We start from the raw sequence: 26,074 nt of genomic DNA, 5'->3' as shown, positions 1-26,074 counted from the left end.
TAGCCTGCGCCTTCGCTACGCTCGGTCGGCTGCTACGCAGCTACGGCTACTTCGTAGCCTGCGCCTTCGCTACGCTCGGTCGGCTGCTGTTGCAGCTACGCGGGACTGCGTCCCGATCTCGCCCAAGTGGGCCCACCACTTGGGCTCGTCGCGCCTTGCACTCGACGCAAAGTCCTCGGTGATCATCCGCGCCCCTCATGAAATATCCGGGCTAAACCGGCGAGTCAAGACGCGGCGCCCCGCTTACACTCAACCCCCTACCATCAACGTCCGCCGGAGCCCGTAACCATGCGTTCGATTGCATCGCTTGCCCTGTGGCTGTGCCTATCAGGCTTAGCCGCAGCTGACGTCACTGCACCTGCCGCGCCGGCAGCGCTGGCCGACACAGCGCACTGGCAGGCGCTGATGTCACAGACGCGCAAGCGCTTTCAGGTGCCGGGCATCGCCATGGCCATCGTGCACGACGGCAAGGTAGTGTTCGCTGGCGGCTCGGGCCTGCGTGAGCTGGGCACGACCGATGCCGTCGACGCCCACACCCAATTCGCCATCGCCTCGCTGACCAAGGCCTTCACTGCCACCGCGCTGTCGATCCTGGCCGACGAGGGCAAGCTCGATCTCGATGATCGGGTGATCGATCATCTGCCCGAGTTCGCCATGGCCGACCCATTCGTCAGCCGTGAAATGCGACTGCGCGATCTGCTGGTGCATCGCAGCGGCCTGGCGCTGGGTGCCGGCGACCTGTTGTTCTGGCCGGCCTCGAGCCTGAGTACGACGGAGATCGTCCAACGACTGCGCCAGGTGCCACTTAGCACCAGCTTTCGCGCCGACTATGCCTACGACAATGTGTTGTATGCGGTGGCCACCCTGGTCATCGAACGGGTGGCTGGGCTGAGCTTCTTTGACTTCCTGCAGCAGCGCATCTTCGACCCCGCCGGCCTGAGGGAAACGCGGGTCAATGCCGATGCACTGCAGCCGGGCGACAGCAATATCGCCGTCGGCCATGCCAAGTTCGACCTCAGCGAGCTGCGAACGGTGCCGCCGATGACCTGGTCGAACAATCCCGGCGCCGGCGGCCTGTATTCCAGCGTCCACGATCTGGCGCGCTGGATGCAGATCCAGCTCGATGGCGGCCTGCTGGGCAGCGACGCCGAGGGCAAGGAACGGCGCCTGCTCAGTGCCGAGCGCCATGCCGCCACCTGGCAGCTGATCACGCCGATTCCGATCAGGCCGGCCAGGATCGAGGCGCTGGCCCCGGCCACCCCGCAGTTCCTTGGCTACGGCCTGGGCTGGGTGATCAGCGAGTTCCGCGGACATCGAGTCATCTCACACACCGGTGGCTGGCCCGGCATGGTGTCGAAGATCGCCCTGGTTCCCTCGCGCAAACTGGGTGTCGTGGTGCTGAGCAATGCCGAAACCGGCGCCGCCTTCAACACCTTGGTGAACAGCGTGCTGGACGCCGGTCTCGGTATCCCATCCCATGACTGGCTGGCCGCCTATGGCAGCTCAGTCGACCGCAGCCAGGAGGAGCACAACGAGGACTGGCGCCAGCACGAGAGCAAACGCGAGCGCCGCAGCCGGCCGTCCCTGCCACTGGCGGGCTATGCCGGCCGTTATCAGGATCCATGGTATGGCGAGGTCACCCTGAGTCTGCAGGGCTCATCCCTGCGCATCGCCTTTCAACACACGCCACAGCTGGTCGGCAGACTTGACCACTGGCAACACGACAGCTTTGTGGTGCGCTGGGACGATCGCAGCCTGAATGCCGACGCCTTTGCCAGCTTCGCCCTGGGTCCGGATGGCGATATCCGCCAGCTCAGCCTGGAGGCAATCTCGCCGCTGACCGACTTCAGCTTCGACTTTCATCACCTCGACCTGCGGCCAATCCAGGCCCCCGTACCGAGCAGAAAATGACTTCTGTCACCCGCAATCGATGACCGTCGGCACCTCACGCCAGGGGGCCGACGCTCCAGACTGTGCATCACCGCTTCACCGCACCCCAGTCTGGAGAACCTCATGCGACGCATCCTACTTGCCACCACCTGCAGTTTCGCCATGAGCTGCTCGGCCCTGGCCAACAACCTGACCGTCACCGTCGACGGCATCGACACCGCCAGCGGCACCCTGTTTGCGCAGCTGATGGATTCGGAAGCGGCCTGGAACGGCAAGGCCAAGCCGGTGGGCGGCGCGCGCCAGGTGATCAGCAGCACCGATGCGGTTGAGCTCCGCTTTGAGAATCTGCCGGCCGGACGCTATGCCCTGCGGCTGATGCACGATGAGAATGACAACGGCAAGCTCGACACCAATTTCCTCGGCATGCCGGAAGAAGCCTATGGTTACTCCAACAACCCCGATGTGATGCGCGCAGCCGAGTTTGAGGAAGCCGCCTTCGAGATCGGCGATGGCGACACCCGCATAGCCGTCGAGCTGCGCTAGCCCGGATAGTTCGTGAGGGGTGCCTTTCGGCGCGACCTCATGAAATATCCGAGCTAACCACCTCTCTCAAATTCAATGGAGACTGCCATGGACCGTCGCCGTTTTATGCAAGGCGCCGCACTCGGCGCTGCCGCGCTCAGCCTGCCCGGCTTGGGATGGGGCCAGTCGCCCGGTCGCGCCGCCGCCGATTTCAATGCCAGCCTGCGCGACCAGCCCTGGCTGGTCGGTTGGCGCGACGCAGCGCTGCAGACCGGTGTTCCGCTTGAGCTTGAGGTTCAGGGACAGATCCCTGCCGGCCTGCGCGGCCGTCTGTATCGCAACGGACCGGGCCTGTTCAGCCGCGCCGATCTGCGCTACCGCCACTGGTTCGACGGCGATGGCCTGATTCAGGCCTGGAACATCGACCAGGGCGGCGTGCAGCATCGCGCCCGCTTCATCGCCACGTCCAAGTATCGCAGTGAACAGGCCACCGGCCGCTTCACCCGACCGGCGGCAGGTACTCGCGTTCCCGCTGCCAAGCCGATACGCAACAGCGATGATCTGAACACAGCCAATACTTCAGTGATTGAACATGCCGGTTCACTGTATGCCCTGTGGGAAGGCGGCTCGGCCCACCAGTTGAATGCCGACAGCCTGGAAACGCTGGGCCCCAAGATCTGGCGCGAAGATCTGCAAGGCGTACCGTTCTCGGCCCATCCCCTGCACGATGCTGCCGGTCATCTGTGGAATGTCGGGGTGTTTGGCAACAACCTGCTTGTATGGCAGATCGAGCAGGACGGCGAACTGCGCGACATCCAGCGCATCGAAACACCGTTTCCGGGTTATCTGCACGCCTTCTCGATGACCGGCCCGTTCCTGATCTTCGTGCTGATGCCCTACGTGTTCGATCCGCGTGAGGCCGGCGCCTCCTACTTCGAGTCGCTGCACTGGCAACCCGAACGCGGCTGCCGCGTGCTGGTGGTCGATGTGCAGAACGGTTTCAAACAGCGCTGGTATGGCCTGCCGGCTGGCGCCGCCTATCACTTCGGCCCAGCGCGACAGGTCGGGCGCGAGTTGATGGTGGAGGCCTGCTGGAGTCGCAACGGCAAGGAAATGATCTCGCCCTTTGCCGCCGAAATGCGCGGCATCAGCCGGCGTCTGGACGTCGGTAGCAGTCTGCAGCGCATTGTCATCGGCCTCGACAACGGCCGCTGCTACAGCGAAACGGTACGTTCAGGCGGCCAGGATTTCCCGGTGTGGGATGCGCGCGCGCCGAGCGGCTCGATGTTTGTGCTCGACGATGGCGATCACTCGACCTCGGGTTGCTTTCGCGGCATCAGTCGAATCGACCTGCAACGCGGTGCGGTCGATCACTTCGACTACGGCGATCACTGCATGGTGGAAGAGCACCGCTTCGTGGCCGATCCCGCTCGCCCACGGCCGGGTGCCGGCTGGCTGGTTGGCACCGTGCTCGACTGGCGCCGTCAGCAAAGCGGATTATCGATCCTCGATGCCGAGCGTCTGTCCGCCGGCCCGCTGGCCCAGGCCTGGCTGCCACACGCGCTGCCACTGGGCTTTCATGGCTGGTTTGCCGCCACGGCTTAGCGCAAAGTCGCGCTACTGGTGCATGATCTGGTGGCGCATCGGCGCCAGCTGGGCGAGCAGGCGGTTCTGCGCCGCGATCGGCACTTGCCTGGCCTCCATCGCGTCGATCAGATCCTCGACCAGGGCGTTGAACTGGCCTTCATCGATATTCATGTCGCGATGCGCCTCTTCCATGCTCCTGCCGCTGTAGTGGCAGGGGCCGCCCGACTCGAAGCAGATCTGTGACAACAGCTGGGTGTGCAGATTGACCAGATCGACATCGGCGAACAGATGCGAAATGCGCGGATTCTCGACCCAGCGCACGATGGCATCCTCAACGAAAGCACTCACTCCGGCCTCGCCGCCCAGCGCCCGATACAGACTGTCATCGCGCGGCGGCGTGGCGGCGCAGGCCAGCAGTTCGATGCAGAGCAGCACCAGCAGCGCCCGTGCAGTCAAACTAACGGCTAAGCTGGATCGAGACATACCAGGCCTCCTGCCCATCCAGGCTGGCGATGCTACCGAGATCAGCCCAGGCAGCAACGACCGAAATGGTCTTGTTGGGAAACCAGGCGACAAACACATCGCGCCAATCGTCTTCGCCGGCAAAGCCAAGATTGTCCGGCTTCTGCCGATACTCGGCGCCCACCGCCCAATGCCGGTCCAACAGCAGGGCAACACTGGCCTCGGCGACCAGGCTGCGCGAGTGCTTGCGATCGCCGCCAAAACCCAGCAGACCCGTTTGATTGGCGCGGGTGGAACGCAGGGTTAAATTGGTCAACAGATTGCGGCCGGCGACACCGCCCAACCAAAGTCGGCTGGCGGCCAGATAAACATCAATATCGCTGTCATCGCGGGCCCCGACCAGGGATGGCACCAGAAAATCACGCTGCGTCTTGTGTTGCACGCCGAGCGAGATCTGTGGCCAGTCGTCGTAGATCAGATCGCCGTACAGGCGGAGCTTGGCGCCGAGTATCCGCTGTCGGAAGCGATCGGTGGGCAGGGACAAGGCCGACGCCAGGGTCGGTAGTTCGAAACGTTGATCGGTGAGGCTGAGCTCGAGCCGGTTGCCCCAGCCGACCGCCAGGCCACGGCTGTCGAGCCGGTAATCACCACTGTCGACCCGAGTCAGGAAGGCCGCCCCGCCCCACTCGCCCTCGCTGGAATAGCCGGCGATGGTCGACCAGGGCACGATACCGCCGCCGCTGCCGCCCTCGATCATGCTGGCGCCGCCGGTGGCGACCAGCCGACCGGATTGGGCATGCACGAGCGACGCGCTAAGGAGGAGCAGGCCAAGCCAGCAGACACACCCCGTTGGTCTGTTCATGCAGCAGAATCCTTGGCAGGCACCGTCCGACGTTGCTGCCACCAGCGGACGAAGTCATCCGCCGCCAGCGGCCGACTGAAATAGTAGCCCTGGACCACCTCGCAACCCAACCTGCGCAGCACATCCAGGCCCTCGGCACTTTCCACGCCTTCGGCCACCACCCGCAGGCCCAGGGCGTGGGCCAGACGCAGCACTGAATCGACGATCCGCTCGTCCTCCGTACCGGGCATCAGGCTGAGGACAAAACTACGATCGATCTTCAACTCATCGACCGGCAGTCGCTTCAGCTGGGCCAGCGAGGAATGCCCGGTGCCGAAGTCGTCGATCGACAGGGTCAGACCGGCCCGGCGCAGGGCATCGAGGTTGCTCAAGGCCGCGTTCAGATCGCGCATCACCGCGCTCTCAGTGATCTCCAGAATGATCTTCTGCGGCGACACGCGGTGGCGGCGCAAGGTGTCGGTGATGATGCCCGGCAGCGCCGGATCGACCACGTCATGCGCCGACAGATTCAAGGCCAGCCCGCAGTCGACACCCTGAGCGGACCAACGTGCCACCTGCGCGACGGCCTGTTCGACCACCCAACGGCTGATCTGACCGATCAAATCCGAGCGTTCGGCCAGGGCGATGAATTCATCCGGCGGGATGGGGCCCAGTTGCGGATGCTTCCAGCGCAACAGGGCCTCGGCGAAGCTGACCTGATCATCGGCCAGATTGACCTTGGGCTGAAACTGCAGAAAGAACTCACCCTGGCTCAGTCCCTCGGCCATATGGCGAATCAGCTGCAGCTGACGCTGATGGCGTTCATCCAGACCGGCCTCATACACCATCAGCCCCTCGCCGGACAGCTTGGCCTCGTTCATTGCTACGTCCGCGCGCCGCAACAAGGTGCTGGCATCGACCACCTCATCCTGCCCGATATCGACCACGCCAAAGTTGAAGTCCAGGCTAAGGGGCACCTGATCGATCAGGAACGGCTCGGCCAGGGCGTCGCTGACCTGCTTGATGCGCCGCGCCGTCTGCTCCGCCCCCAGGCCCCACAGACTCAGCATGAACTCGTCACCTCCAAGCCGCGCCAGGGGATCGGTGTCGCGCGCCTGGGCCCGCAAGCGATTGGCCAGCTCGACCAGGGCGCGATCACCGAAGGCATAGCCAAACAGATCGTTGATGTCGCGAAAGCGCCGCACTTCGATCACCATCAACAGCGCGCTACGTCCGCTGCCTCGCTGTTCGGCCAGCCGCCGATCGAGCAGACTGATCGCACGCTCGCGATTCGGCAGTCGGGTCAGACCATCGTGACCGGAGCTGAACACGATCTGCTTCTCACGCTCGGAGATACTGGCCTGCATCAGATTGAAGGCATCGGCCAGCTCGCGCAGTTCATCATTGCCACTCAAGGCCAGCGGCTGGTCATAGCGACCAGCGCGCACCTGCTCCGCCGCATCGGCCAGCCGACGCACGCGCTGCTGCAGCACGCGGCCGAACAAACTCGCCACCAGCAGGGCCAACACGGTGACCGCCGAGGTCCAGACCAGGGCACGCTGTTGCAGTTGCTGAAATGGACTGATCAAGGTGGCCGTCGGTGCCGAGATCAGCAAATACAGCGGACTGAACTCGGGCTCAGAGACGCGCAGCGCCAGGCTCGGGTCGTGGGCCTCGGTGAACGCCGGCAGCTCGATGCGCTGTCCGCCGCCTTGCAACGCATCGATCAGTTCAGTGGGCATCGCCTGGCGCTGGCCATCGGCGTCGATCAGCTGCCATCCGCCATCGCCGTGCAGGGCGATCACCGCTTCCAGCCCAGTCAGCCCGGCCAGCTCGGCGATATCGGCACCACCAAACTCACTGCCCATCGCCAACCAGGCGACCTGATGCGGTGCGAACACCGGCACCAGGGCAAAGCTGATCGGCCGATCGGCGATCACCACAACACCGCTGGCCGAGCCCTGCGTACGCGCACGCTGCAGCAAGGCCGGCAGTCGCTGGCGGTTCAAGGCATCGAGTGCGATATCGAGACTGGCGATCGGCTCGCCCTCCACCGACAGCAGCAAGGCATGTGGCAGATCGAGCCGCAGACTGGCATTGTGCAGCACCGACTGCAGGGTCGGCAGATCGCGGGTGGCCACTGCCTCCTTGAAGCCGAAGTCCTCGGAGAACACGGCCACCTGTTCCAGCATCTGCCGACTGCGATTCTCGCGCAGGCTGCGCCAGACCCGCGCGCCGACCTCGAGGCGCGCCGCCGATTGTTCATCGACCACGGTGCGCACTGCCAGGCGCATGGCCACGGTGTCGATCAGCAACATGGCGCCGATCAGACTGACGATCAGCAGCAACACCTTGGTGCCAAAGCGCAGCCTGACAACGCGGGAAGACGCCATCTCAGTCGCGCCCGCGCTGTTCGCGCAGCCTGTCCTGCAGAGCGCGCAGTCGCTCGCTGCCGCGCGGCGGCGGCGGCGGGCTAAGTTCTATGCTAAGGGGAAGGCGCACTTCGCCCGCGCTCAGCTCAATGTTTTGGCTGGCGTCGCCCAGCAGGCGCTCATGCCACACCTCAAGGGTGTAGTGTCCGACCGGGGCTTCGATGATCGCCGCGCCGCTGGCGTCGGTGACGGCGAAGTAGGGTGTGTCGACCACCACGATGTAGCCTTGCATCCAGTCGTGAATATTGCAGCCCAGGCTGACCACGCCGGGCTGATCGAACAGCACCGGCTCCGGCGGCGTGCCGCTGTACAACGGCAGGCTGAAACGCTTGGCCGGCGAGAATGAATAGACCTGATGTCGGGTCTGATCACTGTTGGGGAAATCCACCGCGGTACCCACCTGCACGGCGGTCACCCGCGGCACGAACTGACTGCCGATCTGGTCGACCACCACCCGGCCCGGCGCCCCCATGGTCGGCTGCTGCGGCCGCAGGCTGAGCACCGCCTCGGCCACCGGCCGGGCATCGGCATTAACCTGCAGTTTCAGCGTGGATCCGCCCACCGGGGCAACCCCGGTCGACAGCCCCCAAGCTGCCAGCATTGCCATCGCTCTGGCCGCCACGCCTGCGCTCCTGTCGGGATTCCATGATCCTAGCAAGCCTGGCTGCGGAGGTGTGCCGAGGAGGTGAAAATCGGCGCGTTCGACCGGCTACGTCGCGGCGGTGGTGGAGCGTGTCGAAGCCGGCCTGGGCCAGCAGAATCGCAGCAAGGAATTCGCCACGCGGCGCCGAAGGTCAGTGAGCGGTGCGCCGCTCAAGCTCGCTGAGAAAGTCCAGCGCCTGCTGCCGATCGCTGCCGCACATCTCCGCCTCAGGCTGCAGCCCGAGGCAGACCACCGGTCGCCGCGGATCGCCGAACAGGCGGCAGCGCAATTGTTCGTCCAACTGAACGCAGGGCACGCCGGCCGGTTTGCCATTCGGCATACCGGGAATCGGCGAACTGATCGAGGGCGCTATGCAGCAGGCCGCGCAGCGATCACGGCAGCGCATCGACGGCGTCTGGATCGAAGGCCTGGACTGCCCGCACCGCCGCCAGCGGCAGGGCGGCGAAGATATGCGGGTACAGATCCTGACTGGCTTCGCTCCACTCGTAGTGCAGGCTGTCGCCGAGCGCAAGAGGATCGATGCTGAGCTTGATTCGCGGCCCCTTGCCGCGCAGATGGCGCTGCACCACGCCGGCAATCTGCGCTTCGGTGGCGCAGTGAATGAAGCCCTCGTCGCTGAATTCGGATGGCCGATAGTGGCCACTTGCCTGCGCGGCCTGCCATTCCTCTGGCCGCGCAAAGTGATAGATCAGTGCCGGCAAACTGTTGGCTCCCCCACTACTTAACGTATAGATACACTCGATAACAGGCCGCGCAGAGCGCCGCCCATCGCGCGCTCACTCGCCACTATGCAGATGCACCGACTCGCGGCGCAGCTCGGTATAGATCTCTTCGCTGTCCGGTCGACGCGCAAACCAGCGTTCGAAGGCGCTGGCCGCCTGTTCCACCAGCATGCCCAGACCATCGACGGCAGCATCGGCCTTGGCCGTACGGGCCCAGGCCAGAAACTCCTCGGCCGCCTCGCCGTAGTTGAGATCGACCGCGGCAAAGCGCGGTGCGGCCATCGAAAATGGCAGATCGAGCCGGCCGCCACTGCGGCCACCGGAGGTGGCATTGATGATCAGCTCGAAGTCGCCGATGTCGGCCAGGTCCTTCCAATAGCGCGAGCTGACCCGGCCCGGCTGGGCCAGTCGATCGACCAACTGATCGGCGCGTTCCGGGTTGCGATTGACCACCACCAGGGCATCGATGCCGGCCTCGAGCAGCATCGGCGCGACACCGCGCGCAGCGCCGCCGGCACCGAGAAGAAGACAGCGCCGCCCGCGTAGATCAAGCCGATGGCGCTCGGTGAGATCACGCAACAGGCCGATGCCGTCGGTGTTGTCACCATGCCAGCCATGATCGGTGCGCACCAAGGTATTCACCGCCCCGGCCAGTTCGGCGGCCGGGCTGAGATCGGCGCACAGCCCGGCTGCGGCCTCCTTCAGCGGCAGGGTGACATTGGCGCCGACGCCGCCGGCCTGAGCAAAGCCATCGAGACGGGCGGCAAACTCCGCCGGCGCCACGTCGATTGCCTGATAGTCGATCGACAGGCCGAGATCGCGCGCAAACGCCTTGTGTATGCGCGGCGACAGGGTGTGCGCCACCGGGTGACCGAACAAAGCAAGCTTGGCCGGGTTCATGCTGCATCCTCCTTGAGCCAGCGCGCTGCATCGAGCGCGGAATAGGTCAGCACCGCGTCGGCGCCGGCGCGCTTGATCGAGGTCAGGGACTCGAGCACGCAGGCGCGTTCGTTCAACCAGCCGTTCTGAGCAGCGGCTTTCAGCATGGCGTACTCACCGCTGACTTGATAGACCAGGGTCGGCGCACCGAATTCGTCCTTTACCCGGCGCACGATATCGAGATAGGGCAGACCGGGCTTGATCATCACCATGTCGGCGCCTTCTTCCAGATCAAGCGCCACTTCACGCAAGGCTTCATCGCTATTCGCCGGGTCCATCTGATAGGTGTACTTGTTGTCCTTGCCGAGGTTGCCGGCTGAACCCACCGCATCGCGGAATGGGCCGTAGAAGCTGGAGGCGTACTTGGCCGAATAGGCCAGGATGCGGGTGTGGATATGCCGGGTTTCTTCCAGTGCCTCGCGAATGGCGCCGATCCGCCCATCCATCATGTCCGACGGCGCCACCACGTCGGCACCGGCCTCGGCATGCGACAGGGCTTGCTTGACCAGGGCTTCGACGGTTTCATCGTTCATCACGTAGCCGCTGTCGTCGATCAGGCCATCCTGTCCGTGGGTGGTAAAGGGATCCAGGGCCACGTCGGTAATCAGGCCGAGTTCCGGAAAGCGTTGCTTCAGCGCACGCACGGCGCGTTGCGCCAGGCCTTCCGGGTGCCAGGCGCGGGCCGCATCCAGCGACTTGGCAGCCTGCCCCTCGACCGGAAACAGGGCCAGCGCGGGCACGCCCAGCGCCAGCGCCTGTTCCGCCACGCGCAGCAACTCGTCGATCGACAGCCGCTCCACCCCAGGCATCGAGGCCACCGGCGCACGACCGTCGATATCGTGCACGAATACCGGATAGATCAGGTCATCGCTGCTCAATCGGTGTTCGCGCATCAGGCGGCGGGAAAACGCATCACGACGCATCCGCCGCGGTCGGGTGTAGGGATAGCCCATGGTCGTCCTTTGCAATGGCTGTTGGCAGTTTAGCGCGGCTGCATGCCTCGACCACGACTTCGATCAAGGAAGCGCGCACAACAGGCGCTGGCACTGCTGTCAGCCGGCAGGGCCATCCTTTGGCCTTCGCCATCCCCGGCGCCGAATAGCCAGCGACACTGCCGCTGCCAGTAGGACGGGCGGCAGATAGGCGACCAGCAGGACCAGCCCCAGCATCCACAGCGCTCCGATCTGACCAAAGCTGAGTACGTGCAGCACCTGCCCCAGCAGGACGCCGAAGGCGATCACCAGCAGCGACCCATACCCTCTGGCCAGCGCCCCTAGCAGTGAGCCCAGCACGGCCAGCGCCAGCAGGTAGTACATGGAGTCGCTGTCCCAGGGCTCGGCAAATCCAATCAACCGGGGCGACAGGGCCCAGATCGCCGCTCCGCCGACCACCGCGAGCATGAGCAAACTGGCATTCGACAGCGAACGAGGACGCATGAGGTCAGCGCACTGGCTGGCCATCGGGTTCAGCGCGCAGACCGCTTTCGGATTTCACTTCGACCGCCTCGGCCGGCAGTCTTGGCAATACGAATACAAAGCGCACGCCGTGGCCGGGTCGACTTTCGCACTGCACCTGCCCCTGCAAGCGACGAGTGACCAGGGTGTAGATCAGGTGCAGCCCCAGGCCGGAGCTTCCCTCGTGCCGGCGGGTGGTGAAGAAGGGATCAAACACCTGGCTTAGATGTTCGGGCGGAATGCCGACGCCGTTGTCGCGGTAGCTCAGCTCGATGCCACCGTCCTCCAGCGACCGCACGCCGATGCGGATCCGCCCCTGCATCTGGCCCTGGAACCCATGCAACAGCGAATTGCCGATCAACTGCGTCACGATCTGCGACAGTGCGCCTGGATAGCTATCGATCACCAGAGCTTCCGGGCAGTCCAGCTCGGCCTCATGGCCGCCCTGCTTGAGCTGCCCGGACAGGCTCAGCAGCACATCACGCAGGTAGTCGGCGACATCGAAGCGACGGCGCAGTTCGCGCGATTGATCGAGCGAGATCTGGCGGAAGCTGCGCACCTGATCGGCCACCCGGCTGAGATTGTTGCCGAGCAGCAGAACGGTCTCGTCGCATATGCGCAGAAACTCCTCCAGTTCCGAGCGTCGCAAGGGCTGCTGCTCGAAATGCCGGCGGAATTCGCGCAACTTGAAATCGAGCAGCGACTGCGCGGTCACCGCCACACCCAGCGGCGAATTGATCTCATGTGCCACGCCGGTGACCAGGCGGTTCAGGGCCAGATGTTTCTCGGCCTCGACCAGCTGCGCCTGCGCCGCGCGCAGTTCACTGATGGTGGAGCGCAACTGCTCGTTACGGGTTTCCAGCTCGGCCGTGCGCTCCTCGACCTTCGCCTCCAGCGTGGCATTCAGTCGATAGATCTCGTCCTGACCTTCCTCCAGCTCGCGCCGAGCGGTATCCAGCCGCAGGGTGTAGGCCTCGACCTCCTGATACACCTCGTTCAGTGCCGCGATGATCGGCGCGAATTCATTGCGCCCCGCCGCTGGCAGTGGCGTCAGCTGCAGCCGCCCGTCTTCCGGATGATGACCGATGCTGTGCGAAATTGACCGCAGCATGCGATTGAACGGTCGGAACAGCACGTTCAGCATCAGCATCATCAGCAGGATGAAGGCGAGGGAGATCAGGCCACCGACCAGCAGCTTGTCGCGCAGCATGGCCTGCAGTTCGGCGGTGAACTCGGCCTCCGGCACCAGCACACCAAAGATCAGGCCGACCTTGCTCGACATGTAGAAGGCGATATGCGGCTGACCTTGCACGTCGACGGTATCCTGTCGCCCGACCTTTCTGGAGTCGGCGCTGCCTAGCGCGTGCGCGGCCCAGGCATAGTCCCGGGCGGGCTGCATGACCTGCTCGGGATCGGGCGAGAAGTTGACGAAGCGGCCGCTTTGGCGGTCGATCAGGAACGACTGCGAGCCCGGCGTCACCTGCATGTCGGCGACAAAGCGGCGCATGCCCTCCATCGACCAATCCACCGTGGCCATGCCGATCAAGTGCCCCGACTCGTCCTGCATCAGGGCGTCGACGGTCATCATCAAGGCCTTGCTGCCCGCCTCGTCGAAGTAAGGCTCGGTCCAGTACACCTTGCTCGGTCGCGGCCGATCACGCGGCCAGTCGGCCGGCAGGGCATGCAGATACCAGCTCTGCTGCGGGTAGTTGTAGTCCTCGCTATTGAGCTCCCAGCTGAACACCACGCGATCTTGCTGGCGATAGGCGTACGGCCCGAACAGGCGCTGTTCGGCCGAGAAGGCGTACGGCTCATACCACAGCCCGCCACCGATGGCAGCGGGGAAATCGTCGAAATGCTGGGTCAGCAGGGCCTGACTGCCGGCGTCTTCGCCGACTGCGAGTTCAGCTGGGCGCTGCCGAAACAGGTGCTGGCCGGCCACAGCCAGGTCACGCGCGCTGCGCTCCATCAGGTCGGTCTGCGCATCGATCCGGGCCAGATTGGCCGCGAACAGCGCTTCAATCTGCTTTCCACGCAGTTCGGTCAGGGCCTGCGCGCTGGTGTGATGGTTGTGCGCCAACAGGATGCCGTAGCCGGCCAGCTCCAGCAGCAGCACGATCAGCAGAATGCGTAGCTTGATGGTCATCCCGTGGACATTCTCGTGCTAACCACCGCGGTCCTCAGCCAGACCGGCACCGGCTCGGCACGCTCACATTGCCTTTAGCCCCTGAACAAATCAATCCGCCCGACGCCGGGCTTTCCAGTCGGCGGCCGACTGACCCCAGATGTCGATCGGCTTGGCATCGAACGGCGCTGGCAGACGGTCTTCGCGGAGGAAGCGCGAGCCGAGCTTTTCCGCTACCCGGCGCGACTTGTGGTTGTTGGCGTCGATGCTGTGAATGATCTCCTGCCAGCCCAGCTCATCGACCGCAAAGTCCATGCAGGCGGCGGCCGCTTCCCAGGCATAGCCCAGGCCCCAGGAAGCGCGCCGGATACCCCAGCCGATCTCGTCACCGGGCCAACCCCAGGGCGACCACGGCCCGACCCGACCGACCCACTCGCCGCTGGACTTCTCGATCACCGAGAACATCGCCACGCCGCCGCTGGCCCAGCTGCCGATCATTGCCATCAGACTGCGCCAGGCCATATGCGGCGGTTGCAGCCCGCCGACGAACTCAGCGGTCTGCGGGTCGCCGATGAACGCCGCCAGATGCTCATGATCCTCGGCCCGTGGCAGTCTCAGGATCAGACGATCGGTATGCAGAACAATCTCAGGCAGGGCAGACATCGGGGTGCTCGGGAGTTGAATCGGCCACGATGCTAACAGCTGGTTCAAGCGCGCCGCGATCCTTGCGACCCGGGCCGCTTCAGCATCGATCGCGGTCAAACGCCATGCTACGCCCTCGCAGCGCGGCTCAGGCCGCCCGCCGGCGGCGCTCCTGTCGCGCAATCGCTACCTTTGATCCGGCCGGAGGTGAAGCAGCGGTCAACAACGGGCACTATGATCCCCCGTGAGTTCGATTCGAGGCTGTCTCCGAGTCAGCCTTGATTGTCACACCCGTCCGACTTCGACGAGGAAGTGCGATGCATCCATCGATCACGGTTGCAGCAGATCCACACGCAACAGAAGCGTCTGAACGCAACGAGGCGCTGGACTGCGAGATCCCGGTGTCGATCACCCATCATTTCGTGCACGACGATGAATGGGGCGACATTGAAGAGATCGTAGTCGAATCAGAAAGCGCCGACTGAACACCCACGAACAGCAAGGAGGCTGAACGTGCGATCGGCATCATCAAGGCTGAGTTTCCTCGGCCTGCTCTTTCTCTCTCTCGATGTTCTGGCGGCGCCGGCTACCGTGGCCGGCGCCATCAGCTTGCCGGAACCCACCCTGCAGCATATCTCCATCGTCTGGGCGATCAGCGGCGATGACGATTTCGACGGCGTGGTCAGTGTGCGCTATCGGGTCAACGGCAGCGGCACCTGGTCCACCGGCATGGCCTTGCGCCGCGTACCCACTGGCAGCAATGGCAGCTTCAGCTGGGGCGAAGCCCATCGCGGCTCGCTGTTCGGTCTGCAGCCGAACACGCAGTACGACATCGAACTCAGTCTGAACGACCCCGACGGCGGCTCCACACAGCAGATCGTTTCCGCGACCACCCGCGCCGTGCCAAGCGCCGGCAGCGGCAGCGTGCGCGCCGCCACTCCCGGCACCTTGAGCAATGTGCTGGCCCTGGCAGTACCCGGCGATATCGTCGAGCTCGGCGCCGGCAGCTACAGCGGATTCACCATCAGCAAGAGCGGCATTGCGGGCGCGCCGATCACCCTTCGCGGCAGCGCCGGCGCAGTCATCACCGGCGAGCTGGCGATGTTCTTCCAAAGCCATCTGCGCCTGGAAAACCTGACCATCAACGGCCGCATCCGCTTCAATGGCTCGGATGACATCAGCATCGTCGGCTGTACGATCACCGCGCGCACCCAGAATGCCGGCGATGGCATCGTCAGTTTCCTGCGTTCGGCGCGGGCCTACATCGCCAACAACACCATCACCGGCACCACCGTATGGCAGGAGTCGGCGTTTGGCTCCAGCGGCAACAATCTCGGCGAAGGCATTGCCGTCACCGGCCCCGGCCATGTGATCGAGAACAACACGGTCTCGCGCTTTCGCGATGCAATTTCCTTTCTCGAGGACAGCGAGGCCGTCGATCAATACAGCCTCGACGTTCTGAACAACACGATCAGCCAGGCCGCCGATGATGGCATCGAGGCGGACTTCTGTTTCCACAACTGCCGCATCCTCGGCAATCGCATCACCAACAGCTTCATTGCCATGTCGGCCCAGCCCAGCCTGGGCGGCCCGACCTACTTCATCCGCAACCAGGCCTACAGCGTGGCTCACCTGCCGTTCAAGCTGTACCGCACCAGCCGCGGCGATGTGATCCTGCATAACACCGTGGTCAAGCATGGCGACGGCTTCAATGCCTATCCCGGCACCCCGATCGGCCAGGCCCTGGTGCTGAACAACCTGTTCCTAGGCGGTCCCGCCGGCAGCTTCAACGGCTTCTCCAGCGGCTCGGGCCGGGTGGTCGATCTGCAGACACTGGAAACCGGCAACTCACGCCTCGACTACAACGGCTACGGCACCACCCTGACCGCCTTCAACGGCCGTATCGGCGCACAGAGCTTCAGCTCGGTGACACAGATGCAGAGCAGCACCAGCGAGATCAATGGTCTTCGCGTCGGCTACGACGTGTTCGCCAGCAACATCGCCTTTCCCTCCGCCCCGGCCAGCATCTATACCCCGGTCGACCTGTCACTGGCCGAAGGCAGCGCCGCGGTGGATCGAGGCGTGGTGATTCCCGGCCTTAACGAAGACTTCAATGACGCCGCCCCCGACCTCGGCGCCATCGAGCGACCGAGCAGCGGCGGCGTAGGGCAGGTGTTTCGCAATGGGTTTGAGTAAGCCCTACCCGGGAACCGCGCTACGCGAGCTCCCACACAGACCTTGGACCGATACCGCTGTTAGCCCCTACCCAGGATCCTCGCTATGCGAGGCCCCTGGGCAGGCAAAGATCGGCTCCCTAACCCCACCCCGGCCCTCCCCGAACATCGGGGAGGGAGTTCCGGGGCACCCGCCGGCGCGCGTTGTCAGTGCGCATCGATCGCTCCCCTGGAGGGAGAGGGTGTGGGGTGAGGGGGAAGACAGGCTGCAGGGCGGAAGACCAGCGAAACAAGCAGGACCTTTCCCCATCCGCACCAGCGCCGCTCAGCACCCATCAAAACCATCGCGAAAGATCCGCCCCTGCGGCTGGCGCTCATAACTACCGACATCGACCGCGCCCACCCGACTTTCACAGCGAGCGTCGGCATTCGGCACCAGGGCAGTCAGCACGCCGGCATTGATGGCCGTGCTATCGACCGGCAGAGCCAGGGTCGGCACGGCGCCGCCATTGTCCGCCGCCATGGCCGGCAGCATCGGATCACTGAACACCGCCGTTGAGGTGACCGGCGTTTCGTTGCCTCCGTCCATGGGCCGAGTCTGTGGCCATTGCCGGTTACCGCCGCCGTCCAGACTGGCCGGATTGTTCATCGCCCAGTTGACGAAGCGGTTGCCGCCACTGTTGTTGGCGAATAGCACGTTGGTCAAGCGCAACTGATTCGATGCGCCGATCGAGATGCCCGCGGCAAAGGCATCGGTAGACACATTATTGGCAATCGTCGTATTGACGATGTCGATCGGTGCCGTGCTGGTCAGCGCCATCGCAGCACCCAGCCCGGTACGGGCGACATTGCCACTGAAGGTGGCGTTGCGGATCGTGCCCGGCGCGTCGCCGGCCACGAACAGGCCGCCAAAGCCGCGCGCCTCGTTGTCGATCACGCTGACCCGTTCCAGCGCCCAGGGACCGTCCTGCAGGTAAAGGCCGCCACTGTGTTCGCTGCTGCTGAGCTGGCGGTTGCCCTGCACCAGCACATCTTCGAAGCGACTGCGGCTCAGCATGTCATACATCACGCTGAAGAAGGCGCCTCCGAACGCATTGCTGCTATTGTCGACCAACTGGGTTCGACAGATATCGACCAGTCGCTCAGCGCCATCTACACCAATCGCGCCGCCATTGCCGCCGTTTCCCGGATTGCCACCACTGCCAATCGCGTGATTGTCCTCGAAGCGGCTGTCGACGATGTTCAGTCGCAGGCTGCCCAGCGAATACAGCGCGCCGCCGTTCGAGCCGCTATTGCCACTGAACACGCAGTTGCCGATATCGATCCGGTTCAATTGTTCGCCATAGAAGGCGCCACCGCCGTCATCCTGCGCCGAGCCAACGAGCGCCGCGACATTGTCATCGAAGCGGCAGTTGACCAGCTTCAGGCTGACCTTGTGCGGAAACTCGAAGTCCTGTTCCTTGTAGATCGCGCCACCGCGACCACCTGCGGTGTTGCCGTCGCGAAAGCTGATGTTTTGCAAGGTGACGGTGAACAGCGGCGCATCCGGCGCCGGGTTGTCACTGGAGATATACATGATCTGCCGCAGCCCAGCACCCGACAACGTTGCCGTGCCGCCGCCGTCCAGCACGACGGCGCGTCCGATCTGCAGGGTCTGCGTCACGGTGAACGTTGTCGGTGCAGCACCCAAGTTCAGGCGAATGACACCGCCGGCATCCAGGGCGGCCTGCAACTGCGCGGTGGTGAATGAATTCGGCGAGCCATTACCCAGCACCACCGCTCCGCCCGTGCTTTCGGCGACCACCGGCGCGCAGAAGCTCTGCGCGGCGGCGCTGTTCGCGCTCAGGGCCAGTCCCAGTGCTGCGCTCAGGCTGATCAATGCAATCGCGTTCATGGCACCCCCCGCGCAAGCTGCAGTTGCGGCCCAGTGTGCCGCGACCACATGGCGACCGCGCACCGCTGCTCAGCGCCATAGCCCGCTGGGACGATTAGTCGCGGTCACCATCTGCCGCTATGATCGCGCAATGGACTTCAGCAGCCCCGCGCCGGCACAGCGCATTGTATTGGCCTCGACCAAGGGCGGCGTCGGCAAGAGCCTGCTCGGCCTGCATCTGGCCGCCTTTGCCGCGCGCCAGGGCTGGCCCACCTGTCTGGTCGACTGCGACAGTCAGCGCTGTGCTGCCGAATGGCATGCCCTGCGCCCGCCCGACTCGCCAGCACTGCATCTGGTCGCGGCCGATGATCCCATGAATGGCGTGGCACGCAGTTGGAGCCACAGGATCCCACCGGGTAATCGCGTGGTTGTGATCGACACGCCGGCCGGCATGCGCGCCCATCACCTCACTGCCTATGTTCGCAATGCCGACACTCTATTGGTGCCGATGCAGCCCTCGGTGATCGACCAGCGCGCCAATCGGCACTTCATGAACGAGCTGTCACGACTGAACGAGATCCGCAGCGGCCAGTTGCGCGTCGGCATTGTGCTGAACCGGGCCAAGCTGCGCACCCTGGCCTTGCGTGACCTGCTTGAACACCCGGATGCACTGGGCGCACCGATGGTCGGCGTGCTGCGCGAGTCGCAGGCCTATTCCCTGCTGGTCGGACTGGGCCGTAGCCTGTTTGATTATTCCTCGCCGAAACTGGCCAACCTGCTGGATGATTGGCAGCCGCTGCTGGCCTGGCTCGGCTGGACTGAGGCGACACAGCACCAGGTAACGCCGAACCCGCAGTTAGGGCAAGCAGCAGGCAAGCCCGCGGCGATGTCGCCAGGTTAGGTCCGCCCTGGTCGCTGCAGTCATTCTTCCCGGCCTTGATGGCGATGGAACGCTACGTTCTGAATTTGCCACCGCGCTCGAGCCTTATCTGCGTCCCATGCTGGTGTCCTATCCGAGCGATCGCCGACTCGGGTATCAAGCGCTTCAAGAACTTGTGCTTGCGCGCCTTCCGTCTGAACCGTTTGTTCTGGTCGGCGAATCGTTCTCAGGTCCGCTGGCTTGCCTGATAGCGGCCTCTCGCCCCCAGGGTCTACAAGCGCTGTTCCTGTGTGCCAGCGTTGCGCGGTCACCGTTGCGCTGGCTGACGCCGCTCGCCATCCTCGCCGCCGGGGCCGTGCCGTTCCACGCCGCTCCCAGCACGGGCCTCTCCTGGGCGTTGTTCGGCGCCTGGGCGGCACCGGCTCAAGTGGCGGCGCTGCGGCGCGCACTGATGCAAACGCCACAGGCAGTTCTGCAGCATCGCGCCAAGGAAGCGCTGCGAGTGGATGTCACCGCCAGCCTTGCTTGCATTGCCGTGCCCACGTTCGGGCTGCGAGCCAGCCCGGATCGCATTCTTGGCCCGAGCGCATCCGCTCGGTTCACTGCACACTTGCCCGGCTATCGCGAGGTAGTCGTACCAGGGCCGCACGCGCTCTTGCAGGCGGCTCCGCGTGCTTGCGCCGCGCGGGTCGTTGAGGCGTGCAAGGCACAAGGTATTGCAGACGTTTCATAGTCACTCATCGAACGACTTTGCGGCGTCGTTCCGGCGTTTCGCATCGAATGGAAGTCACCGAAGACGACCCATTCCGAGCAAATCACTGCACAGATCAATCAGCGCCGGCGACCGGCTCGCCGGCCACCCAGGCCAGCAGCGTTTGCGGCGCTTCGCGGTCGCCGCGACGGAAGTCGGTGTAATCCTGACCTCGCGTCACTTCGACCCGATTGGCCAGCAGGCGGGTGGCGCGCAGGGCCAGTTCCTCGCGCTCGGCTTCGACGCCGTGCATCACGAACAACAAGGCGCCCTGACGCAGCAAGCGCACCGCCAGCACTTCGGCCTGCGATTGCATATCCGAGGTGGTACCGAACACTGCCCAGGTCAGCACGCCGGGCAAGGGATACCAGGTCGGTGCATGGCGGCCGCTGCCAAGCGAACGCTGGCTGCCATCGGCGAGCAATTGGCCGGCCAGTGCGGCGGCCCGCTCATCGACCGTGTCCAGCGGCTGGCCGAGGGCGAAGTTGCCTGACTCCAGGTACAGCACTTCGATATACCAACCATCGGGATCAGCCACACTGACCTGCTGGTGCACCACCCAACCCAACACATGCGGTTCCACCTCGGTGCCGCGCAATCGCGCCACCCGGGTGAGACTGACCCGCGGCACGAAGCGGAACCCCGATGGCAAGGCCAGTTCAGCCTGGGCCCGCTCCAGCTTGACTTTGCCGAGACGATAGGAGAGCTGACGAACCTCGGCCTCCAGCCGCTCGAGATCGGTATCAGCACTGATCAACTGCGGCAAGGGTGCGGCTGGCCGGTGGCTGGTCGGGCGCAGACCGGCATTGGCGACGATCTCCGCCTGCTCGCTGAGCGTAGGCGCCGAATACCCACTGCCGCCATTCTGCACACTGCGTTCCACCGCCACGTCGGAGCTGGCGGCTGCCGAGGGCGGGTCCACTCGGCCTTCGGTTGGCTGAGCTGCCCGGTCTTCGGCGATCGCCTCATCGCGCAGACGGCGCAATTCCTCGGCGTATTCGGGATCATCTTCGGCGATCAGCTGCAGCTCTTCATCGCTGATGTACATCGCCTGCTCGCTGACCAGATCCGACACCGTGCTGGCCAGCATGCTGTAGGCCAGAACGCTGGCGATCAGGGCGCCGAAGAACGGCATGCGGATATCGCTCTCGCCCTGCCCCCAGTTGCGAATCAGCGGCACCAGGGCGATCGGCCAGAGGAAGAAGGTCAATATCGCCATCAGCACGCTTTCGCGTCCGATGCGAACCAGCACCATGATCCAGAACACCAGGGACACCAGCCACAGGAGCATGATCAGCATCAGGCTTACTCCGGCACCACGAAGTAAATCTGTGAGCGATCGATCGAGTAGACGAAGCGTCCGCCGTTGACGATTACCCGCAGGCGAATCGCCCGTGCGTCAACCTGCTCAATCATTCCGCGTCGCACCCGGCCATCGAGCAGCTGTACGCGCACCGAGCGGCCCTGCCATTGCTCGCCTTGCTCCAGCCGCAGGGCATTGGCCGGTAAGGCACGCTTACCGGCCGGCACCGCCCGCTGTCGTTGCATATAGCTGTTGATCCAGGCCTGATCGTCGGCGGCCGATGGCGTCGCCGCCAGCGCGGCAGCGGCGTTCAACAGGCCTGACAACAGCAACACCCAACGGATCGAAATCATCACGCAATCATCATCTCCGGCAGCGGCCGAGAGTAGCACGGGGGTTTGTCGATACCGAAACGCGCATCGGCCACGGGTGATGCTTGTGCCCGGCATGCACTACACTCGTCGGTTGCTTCGAAACATCGGTCACCATGCCTCATACCCGTCGCGCCAACCCGATCGATCCACGGCAGCGGATTGCCCAGGCCCATGTCGACCTGTTGCTGGAACGCTTCGAGGGCCTGTCCGAGCACGAGAAGATCGCCTTTGAGCTGCTGGCGATCAGCGACCTGCCGATCCGCCTGACCTCGCTGTCCGAACTGCTGCGCCTGACCGCGCTGTCGCCGTACTGGAAGGAACACGGCGCGGCCGGGCTGGCGCGCATGTTGATGCTCAGGCTGCGCGAGCTGGTGGTCGATTCGCGCGCTGCTGAATTGCGCGCCCAGGGTGGCGATGCCCTGGCTCATGCCGCCTTGATCAGTCTGGTGCAAAGCGGCCGCGCCCGCGCCATTGCCGAATGTCTGCAGGGCGAGGCGGGCACCGCCCTGGAGCGGATCGAGCCCGAATATCGCAGTGGCGTGCGGATGCGCCTGCGCATGGCCGGCCTGTTTGGTGGCCTGGCACCGGAGCAGCTGGTGTTCGGCGCCTATATCTCGGCCCATCACGACCCGATCAGTGATGCCTTGCATCGCTGCTTGAACTTGATCGAAAACGTCGAGCTGGAGCTGCTCGATGCCCTGCATCCCAGCGTGCGCGGCGCGGCCCTGGCCCAGCTGCTGCAGCGCCAGCGCGTTCAGGCCCGTGCCGACGGCGCTCTGTTGCTCGACGCGGCGCAGGCCGCGGCACTGCAATCGCCCGAGGTTCCCGGCCTGGTGCCGGGGCTGATCGATCTCTGGGCACTGAGCGGCGCCCGCTCCACGGCTGGGCAATCGCTAGCGCTGGAGGAAGGCAGCCCGTTGCTGAGTTTCCAGCTGGCCTGGCAGGTGATCGGTCGGCTGCAAGCCGGCACCGCCCCACAGCAGCTGCTCGAGGATTGGGATCTGGCGCTGAAGCAGCACCGCCAGCAATACGGCAACCGCGCCGTGTTCCCCGGCCTGATCGGCAAGCTGCACCTGGCCTGCATCACCCTGGCCAGCGAACCACAACAGATCAAACGGCGCGAACAGCTGGTTAAGCTGCGCGAGCCGCTGGCCGTCACCGAAGGCGGGCATGGCTTCGAGTGGTGGCAGAGCTTCAGCCTGGCACGCATGGCCGGCGACCGCTTCACCGAGCCCATGCTGCCTCCGCATCCGCAAACCGACGATGTCTGGTGGCTGTGCCTGCTGCTGCGCTGGTCTGGTCAGCACCCCTCGGCCCAGCTTAACTCCTTGCTTGAGCAAGCCGAGCAGGAAGCCGAGCGAGCCGGCTGGATGTGGCTGGTCGAACAGATTCAGAGCCTCGACGACACATCGATCGAGCCGGCCGCGCGGCTGCGCGATTGGCTGGCTCCGCAGGCACGCTGGCAGAGCGCACTCAGTGCTCTGGCGGAAGCACTGGCCGTGGACAAGCAGCCGAAAGCGGCCGCGCCCAGCGCCTATTCACAGCTGCGTGTGCACCTGCGCGCGCCGCCCAAGCCGGTCAGCACAATCAAACTCGAGGTAGTGGAGCAGCGCCCCAAGGGCAATGGCTGGTCAGGCGGCCGGGTGATCGGCACCGCAGCCGGTATTCGCTCGGCACTCGACCGTCTGCCGCCCGACGACGACCCCGACCGGCGCCTGCTGAATGCCCTGCTGACCGATCTCAGTCAAAGCTCGCGTTACGGCTTTGCCGCCGGCTCGCGCACCGTCGCTGCCCTGATCGATCACCCGCGACTGTTCGCCGCCGATGATTCGGAGCGGCCCTTGCAGGCAGTGGCCGGCGAAGTCGAACTCGGCACCCGCCGGCTGCCGGACGGCCAGATCGAGTTGCGGCTGGAGCCCGAGCAGGCTGCCGATGGCGAGCCCTTCGTCTGGCGCCGCGAGCAGCAGGTGGTGATCTATCGTCCCGACCCCAGCATCTGCCGCATTGCCGAGATCATTGGCGATGGCCTGACCCTGCCGGAAGCCGGCGTGCAGCAATTGCTGCGCCTGCTGCCCGACCTGTCGCGCAAGCTGCGTGTTGGAGAGGATCTGGATCAACTCGGCGTGCAGGAAGTCGAACCCGATTCGCGCCTGCGCGTGTTGCTCGAGCCCTATCGCGACGGCCTGCAGCTGCGTGCGGTGGTGCGTCCGCTGGGTGACGCCAGCCTGGCCTACCCGCCGGGCCAGGGGCCGCTCAACGTCATCGCCCACAGCGATGGTCAGACCCGCCGGGCGCCGCGTCAGCTGGAGCACGAACGGCAGACCCTGGCCGCCCTGGTCGAGCAGAATCCGGCGCTGGAAGGACATAGCGGCGAATACCCCTTGCCGATCGATGATCCGGAAGCGGCTCTCGACATGCTGTCCTTCCTGCAGGAGCCCGAGCGCGGATTGTTGCTGGAGTGGCGCGAAGGCAAGCCGATGCGGGTGTCGCGGGCGCGCGGGGCGGCGCATCTGCAGTTGGCGGTGGAGCGTCAGCGCGACTGGTTCACCGCCCAGGGCGGGCTGGCCCTGGATGACGGCCGGGTGATCGAACTGGCCGCGCTGCTGCGCGCCCTGCCCTCGGCACAGGGCCGCTACGTGCGACTCGACGAAGAGCATGTGATCGAACTGAACTCAGAGTTGCAGCGTCGTCTGCAGGTTCTGCAAAGCCTGGCCGACGACAAGGGCCGGGTGCAGGTCAGCGGCATCGCCGCCTTTGCCCTCGATGCCGCGCTGGACGAGGAAAGCGAGTGCGACGAGGCGTTTCGCCAGCAGCTGCAGCGCATGCGCGAAGCGGAAACCCTGTCGCCCAGTCTGCCGATGAACTTTCAGGCCGAACTGCGCGACTATCAGATTGACGGCTATCGCTTTCTGCTGCGACTGGCCAGCTGGGAGGCCGGCGCCTGTCTGGCCGACGACATGGGCCTGGGCAAGACCGTGCAAGCCCTGGCGGCGCTGGCCGCCCGCGCCCATCATGGCCCGGCTCTGGTGGTGGCGCCGACCAGTGTGATCGGCAACTGGCAGTCCGAAGCGCGCCGTTTCGCCCCGGATCTGCGAGTAATGCGCTTTGACGAGGGAGATCGCGAACGCACCTTGCGCGAGCTGCGCGCCGGCGACGTGCTGCTGCTCAGCTACGGTCTGCTGGCCGCCAATATCGAGAGTCTGGCCGAGCCGCTGTTCGCCACCCTGGTGCTCGATGAGGCGCAGGCGATCAAGAATGCCAGCACCCAGCGCGCCCAGGCTGCGCGGCAGCTGCGCGCGCAGTTCCGCATGGCCCTGACCGGCACCCCGCTGGAAAATCACCTGGGTGAACTGTGGAGCCTGTTCCGGGTGCTGAACCCCGGCCTGCTGGGCAGCGAGGAGCAATTCCGCCGGCGCTTCATCGCTCCGCTGGAGAACGATCCGCGCGATCCGCAGCGCGAGCATCTGCGCCGCCTGCTCAGCCCGTTCCTGTTGCGTCGTACCAAGGCCGAGGTGCTGGCCGAACTGCCACCGCGCACCGAGATTGTGCTGCAGGTGCCGCCGAGTCGCGACGAGGCGGAACTGCTGGCTGCGTTGCGCCGACAGGCCAAGGAAAAGCTGGCCAACCCGCAGCTCGAGCTGGAGCAGCGCCGTGTTCATGTGCTGGCCGAACTGACCCGGCTGCGCCGCGCCGCCTGCCACCCGCAGCTGGTGGCGCCGGAGCTGGGGCTGTCCAGCAGCAAGCTGGAACAGCTGGTGGAGTTGGTCAAGGAGCTGGCCGAGAACCACCACCGCGCCCTGGTGTTCAGTCAGTTCGTCGACTACCTGACCCTGGTCCGTGGCCGACTGGAGAAGGAAGGCGTCAGCTATCAGTATCTCGACGGCAGCACCCCGCAGCGAGCGCGCGAGGCTGCCGTGCAGGCCTTCCAGGGCGGTAGCGGCGAAGTGTTCCTGCTCAGCCTGAAGGCCGGCGGCGTCGGCCTCAACCTGACCGCCGCCGACTACGTCATCCATCTCGATCCGTGGTGGAACCCGGCGGTGGAACAGCAGGCCTCGGACCGCGCCCACCGCATCGGCCAGACCCGCCCGGTCACGGTCTACAAACTGGTGCTGGAAGGCAGTATCGAGCAACAGATCCTGGCCCTGCATGGCAGCAAGCGCGAACTGATCGACCAGGTGATTGGCGGCGAGGCCAGCACTGGACCGGTCAGCGTGGAAGAGCTGATGGAACTGCTGGAGGGGTAGCGCGTTGGCCCGATGCACGCGTCGTCAGGTCACCCGCCGGCCCCCGATGCGCATCGGACTCAACCGTCCGCACTCCGCTCCCGACCGCTGCGCTTCGCTCAGGCTGGCTTCGACACGCTCAGCCAGCGCGGCAACGCACCCTGGGCCTGCCGAAGGGTGCCTGGACCCGCGATAGCCTCAGTACCCGCCTTGCGC

At 65.1% G+C, this 26,074-nt stretch carries 21 protein-coding genes; 7 read left to right on the top strand and 14 right to left on the bottom strand.

Features of this window, described 5'->3' with window-relative positions:
• Positions 1 to 288 precede the first annotated feature (288 nt).
• From IFO71_RS08450 to IFO71_RS08440, 3 genes are all read left to right on the top strand, one after another.
• Positions 289 to 1,911 (top strand): serine hydrolase, encoded by a 1,623-nt coding sequence (locus IFO71_RS08450; RefSeq protein WP_192029148.1) that lies wholly within the window; start codon positions 289 to 291, stop codon positions 1,909 to 1,911.
• Between the two features lie 102 nt (positions 1,912 to 2,013).
• Positions 2,014 to 2,433, top strand: a complete 420-nt coding sequence (locus tag IFO71_RS08445) for a DUF2141 domain-containing protein (protein WP_192029146.1) — start codon at positions 2,014 to 2,016, stop codon at positions 2,431 to 2,433.
• A gap of 87 nt (positions 2,434 to 2,520) precedes the next feature.
• Positions 2,521 to 4,017 carry a carotenoid oxygenase family protein gene (locus IFO71_RS08440; protein ID WP_192029144.1) on the top strand — a complete coding sequence of 499 codons (1,497 nt, stop codon included), beginning with the start codon at positions 2,521 to 2,523 and terminating at the stop codon, positions 4,015 to 4,017.
• A 12-nt stretch (positions 4,018 to 4,029) separates the two neighbouring features.
• Here IFO71_RS08440 and IFO71_RS08435 read toward each other — a convergent pair whose 3' ends face one another.
• From IFO71_RS08435 to IFO71_RS08385, 11 genes are all read right to left on the bottom strand, one after another.
• The gene (locus IFO71_RS08435) at positions 4,030 to 4,482 is read right to left on the bottom strand and encodes a group I truncated hemoglobin (RefSeq protein WP_192029143.1); all 453 of its coding nucleotides are present in this window, start codon (positions 4,480 to 4,482) and stop codon (positions 4,030 to 4,032) included.
• Positions 4,457 to 5,323, bottom strand: a complete 867-nt coding sequence (locus tag IFO71_RS08430; protein WP_192029141.1) for a DUF3034 family protein — start codon at positions 5,321 to 5,323, stop codon at positions 4,457 to 4,459. The genes IFO71_RS08435 and IFO71_RS08430 overlap by 26 nt, the downstream gene beginning before the upstream one ends.
• Positions 5,320 to 7,695, bottom strand: coding sequence for a putative bifunctional diguanylate cyclase/phosphodiesterase (locus tag IFO71_RS08425; protein WP_192029139.1), 2,376 nt, complete (start codon positions 7,693 to 7,695; stop codon positions 5,320 to 5,322). The genes IFO71_RS08430 and IFO71_RS08425 overlap by 4 nt, the downstream gene beginning before the upstream one ends.
• 1 nt (position 7,696) lies before the next feature.
• The gene (locus IFO71_RS08420; protein ID WP_425502886.1) at positions 7,697 to 8,341 is read right to left on the bottom strand and encodes a methylamine utilization protein; all 645 of its coding nucleotides are present in this window, start codon (positions 8,339 to 8,341) and stop codon (positions 7,697 to 7,699) included.
• Positions 8,342 to 8,528: 187 nt separating this feature from the next.
• On the bottom strand, positions 8,529 to 8,783 hold the full coding sequence (locus tag IFO71_RS08415; protein ID WP_192029135.1) for a YkgJ family cysteine cluster protein: 255 nt from the start codon (positions 8,781 to 8,783) through the stop codon (positions 8,529 to 8,531).
• Positions 8,770 to 9,099, bottom strand: coding sequence for a DUF952 domain-containing protein (locus IFO71_RS08410; RefSeq protein ID WP_192029133.1), 330 nt, complete (start codon positions 9,097 to 9,099; stop codon positions 8,770 to 8,772). Before IFO71_RS08410 ends, IFO71_RS08415 begins: the two co-directional genes overlap by 14 nt.
• A 75-nt stretch (positions 9,100 to 9,174) precedes the next feature.
• The gene (aroE, locus tag IFO71_RS08405; protein WP_192029132.1) at positions 9,175 to 10,020 is read right to left on the bottom strand and encodes a shikimate dehydrogenase; all 846 of its coding nucleotides are present in this window, start codon (positions 10,018 to 10,020) and stop codon (positions 9,175 to 9,177) included.
• A complete protein-coding gene (gene hemB / locus IFO71_RS08400; RefSeq protein ID WP_192029130.1) occupies positions 10,017 to 11,012 on the bottom strand; it encodes a porphobilinogen synthase in 996 nt (331 codons plus the stop codon). Before hemB ends, aroE begins: the two co-directional genes overlap by 4 nt.
• 99 nt (positions 11,013 to 11,111) lie before the next feature.
• Positions 11,112 to 11,495 carry a hypothetical protein gene (locus tag IFO71_RS08395; protein ID WP_192029129.1) on the bottom strand — a complete coding sequence of 128 codons (384 nt, stop codon included), beginning with the start codon at positions 11,493 to 11,495 and terminating at the stop codon, positions 11,112 to 11,114.
• Between the two features lie 4 nt (positions 11,496 to 11,499).
• Positions 11,500 to 13,659, bottom strand: coding sequence for an ATP-binding protein (locus IFO71_RS08390; RefSeq protein WP_192029127.1), 2,160 nt, complete (start codon positions 13,657 to 13,659; stop codon positions 11,500 to 11,502).
• 90 nt (positions 13,660 to 13,749) lie between these two features.
• Positions 13,750 to 14,301: a GNAT family N-acetyltransferase gene (locus IFO71_RS08385; protein ID WP_192029126.1), complete on the bottom strand. Its 552-nt coding sequence runs from the start codon at positions 14,299 to 14,301 to the stop codon at positions 13,750 to 13,752.
• Positions 14,302 to 14,597: 296 nt separating this feature from the next.
• On the opposite strand from IFO71_RS08385, the gene IFO71_RS08380 reads away from it, so the two are divergent.
• Both IFO71_RS08380 and IFO71_RS08375 read left to right on the top strand, forming a co-directional pair.
• On the top strand, positions 14,598 to 14,765 hold the full coding sequence (locus tag IFO71_RS08380; protein ID WP_192029124.1) for a hypothetical protein: 168 nt from the start codon (positions 14,598 to 14,600) through the stop codon (positions 14,763 to 14,765).
• 28 nt (positions 14,766 to 14,793) lie between these two features.
• A complete protein-coding gene (locus IFO71_RS08375) occupies positions 14,794 to 16,476 on the top strand; it encodes a right-handed parallel beta-helix repeat-containing protein (RefSeq protein WP_332309346.1) in 1,683 nt (560 codons plus the stop codon).
• Positions 16,477 to 16,779: 303 nt separating this feature from the next.
• Here IFO71_RS08375 and IFO71_RS08370 read toward each other — a convergent pair whose 3' ends face one another.
• Entirely contained in the window at positions 16,780 to 18,348 is a 1,569-nt protein-coding gene (locus IFO71_RS08370) for a choice-of-anchor Q domain-containing protein (RefSeq protein WP_192029122.1), read from the bottom strand.
• A gap of 130 nt (positions 18,349 to 18,478) precedes the next feature.
• On the opposite strand from IFO71_RS08370, the gene IFO71_RS08365 reads away from it, so the two are divergent.
• Positions 18,479 to 19,228 (top strand): ParA family protein, encoded by a 750-nt coding sequence (locus tag IFO71_RS08365; protein WP_192029120.1) that lies wholly within the window; start codon positions 18,479 to 18,481, stop codon positions 19,226 to 19,228.
• Between the two features lie 806 nt (positions 19,229 to 20,034).
• On the opposite strand, the gene IFO71_RS08360 is transcribed toward IFO71_RS08365, so the two are convergent.
• Together IFO71_RS08360 and IFO71_RS08355 are read right to left on the bottom strand one after the other, a co-directional pair.
• Positions 20,035 to 21,258, bottom strand: coding sequence for a hypothetical protein (locus IFO71_RS08360; RefSeq protein ID WP_192029119.1), 1,224 nt, complete (start codon positions 21,256 to 21,258; stop codon positions 20,035 to 20,037).
• Between the two features lie 5 nt (positions 21,259 to 21,263).
• Positions 21,264 to 21,614, bottom strand: coding sequence for a hypothetical protein (locus IFO71_RS08355; RefSeq protein ID WP_192029117.1), 351 nt, complete (start codon positions 21,612 to 21,614; stop codon positions 21,264 to 21,266).
• Positions 21,615 to 21,748: 134 nt separating this feature from the next.
• Here IFO71_RS08355 and IFO71_RS08350 point away from each other — a divergent pair, with 134 nt between their 5' ends.
• The gene (locus IFO71_RS08350; RefSeq protein ID WP_192029116.1) at positions 21,749 to 25,879 is read left to right on the top strand and encodes a DEAD/DEAH box helicase; all 4,131 of its coding nucleotides are present in this window, start codon (positions 21,749 to 21,751) and stop codon (positions 25,877 to 25,879) included.
• Positions 25,880 to 26,074: the final 195 nt, after the last annotated feature.

This window comes from Pseudomarimonas arenosa (genome assembly GCF_014841215.1).
GTDB lineage: Bacteria > Pseudomonadota > Gammaproteobacteria > Xanthomonadales > Xanthomonadaceae > Pseudomarimonas > Pseudomarimonas arenosa.
The sequence above is the reverse complement of the archived record's forward strand: the minus strand, read 5'-3'. Positions and strand labels throughout refer to the sequence as shown.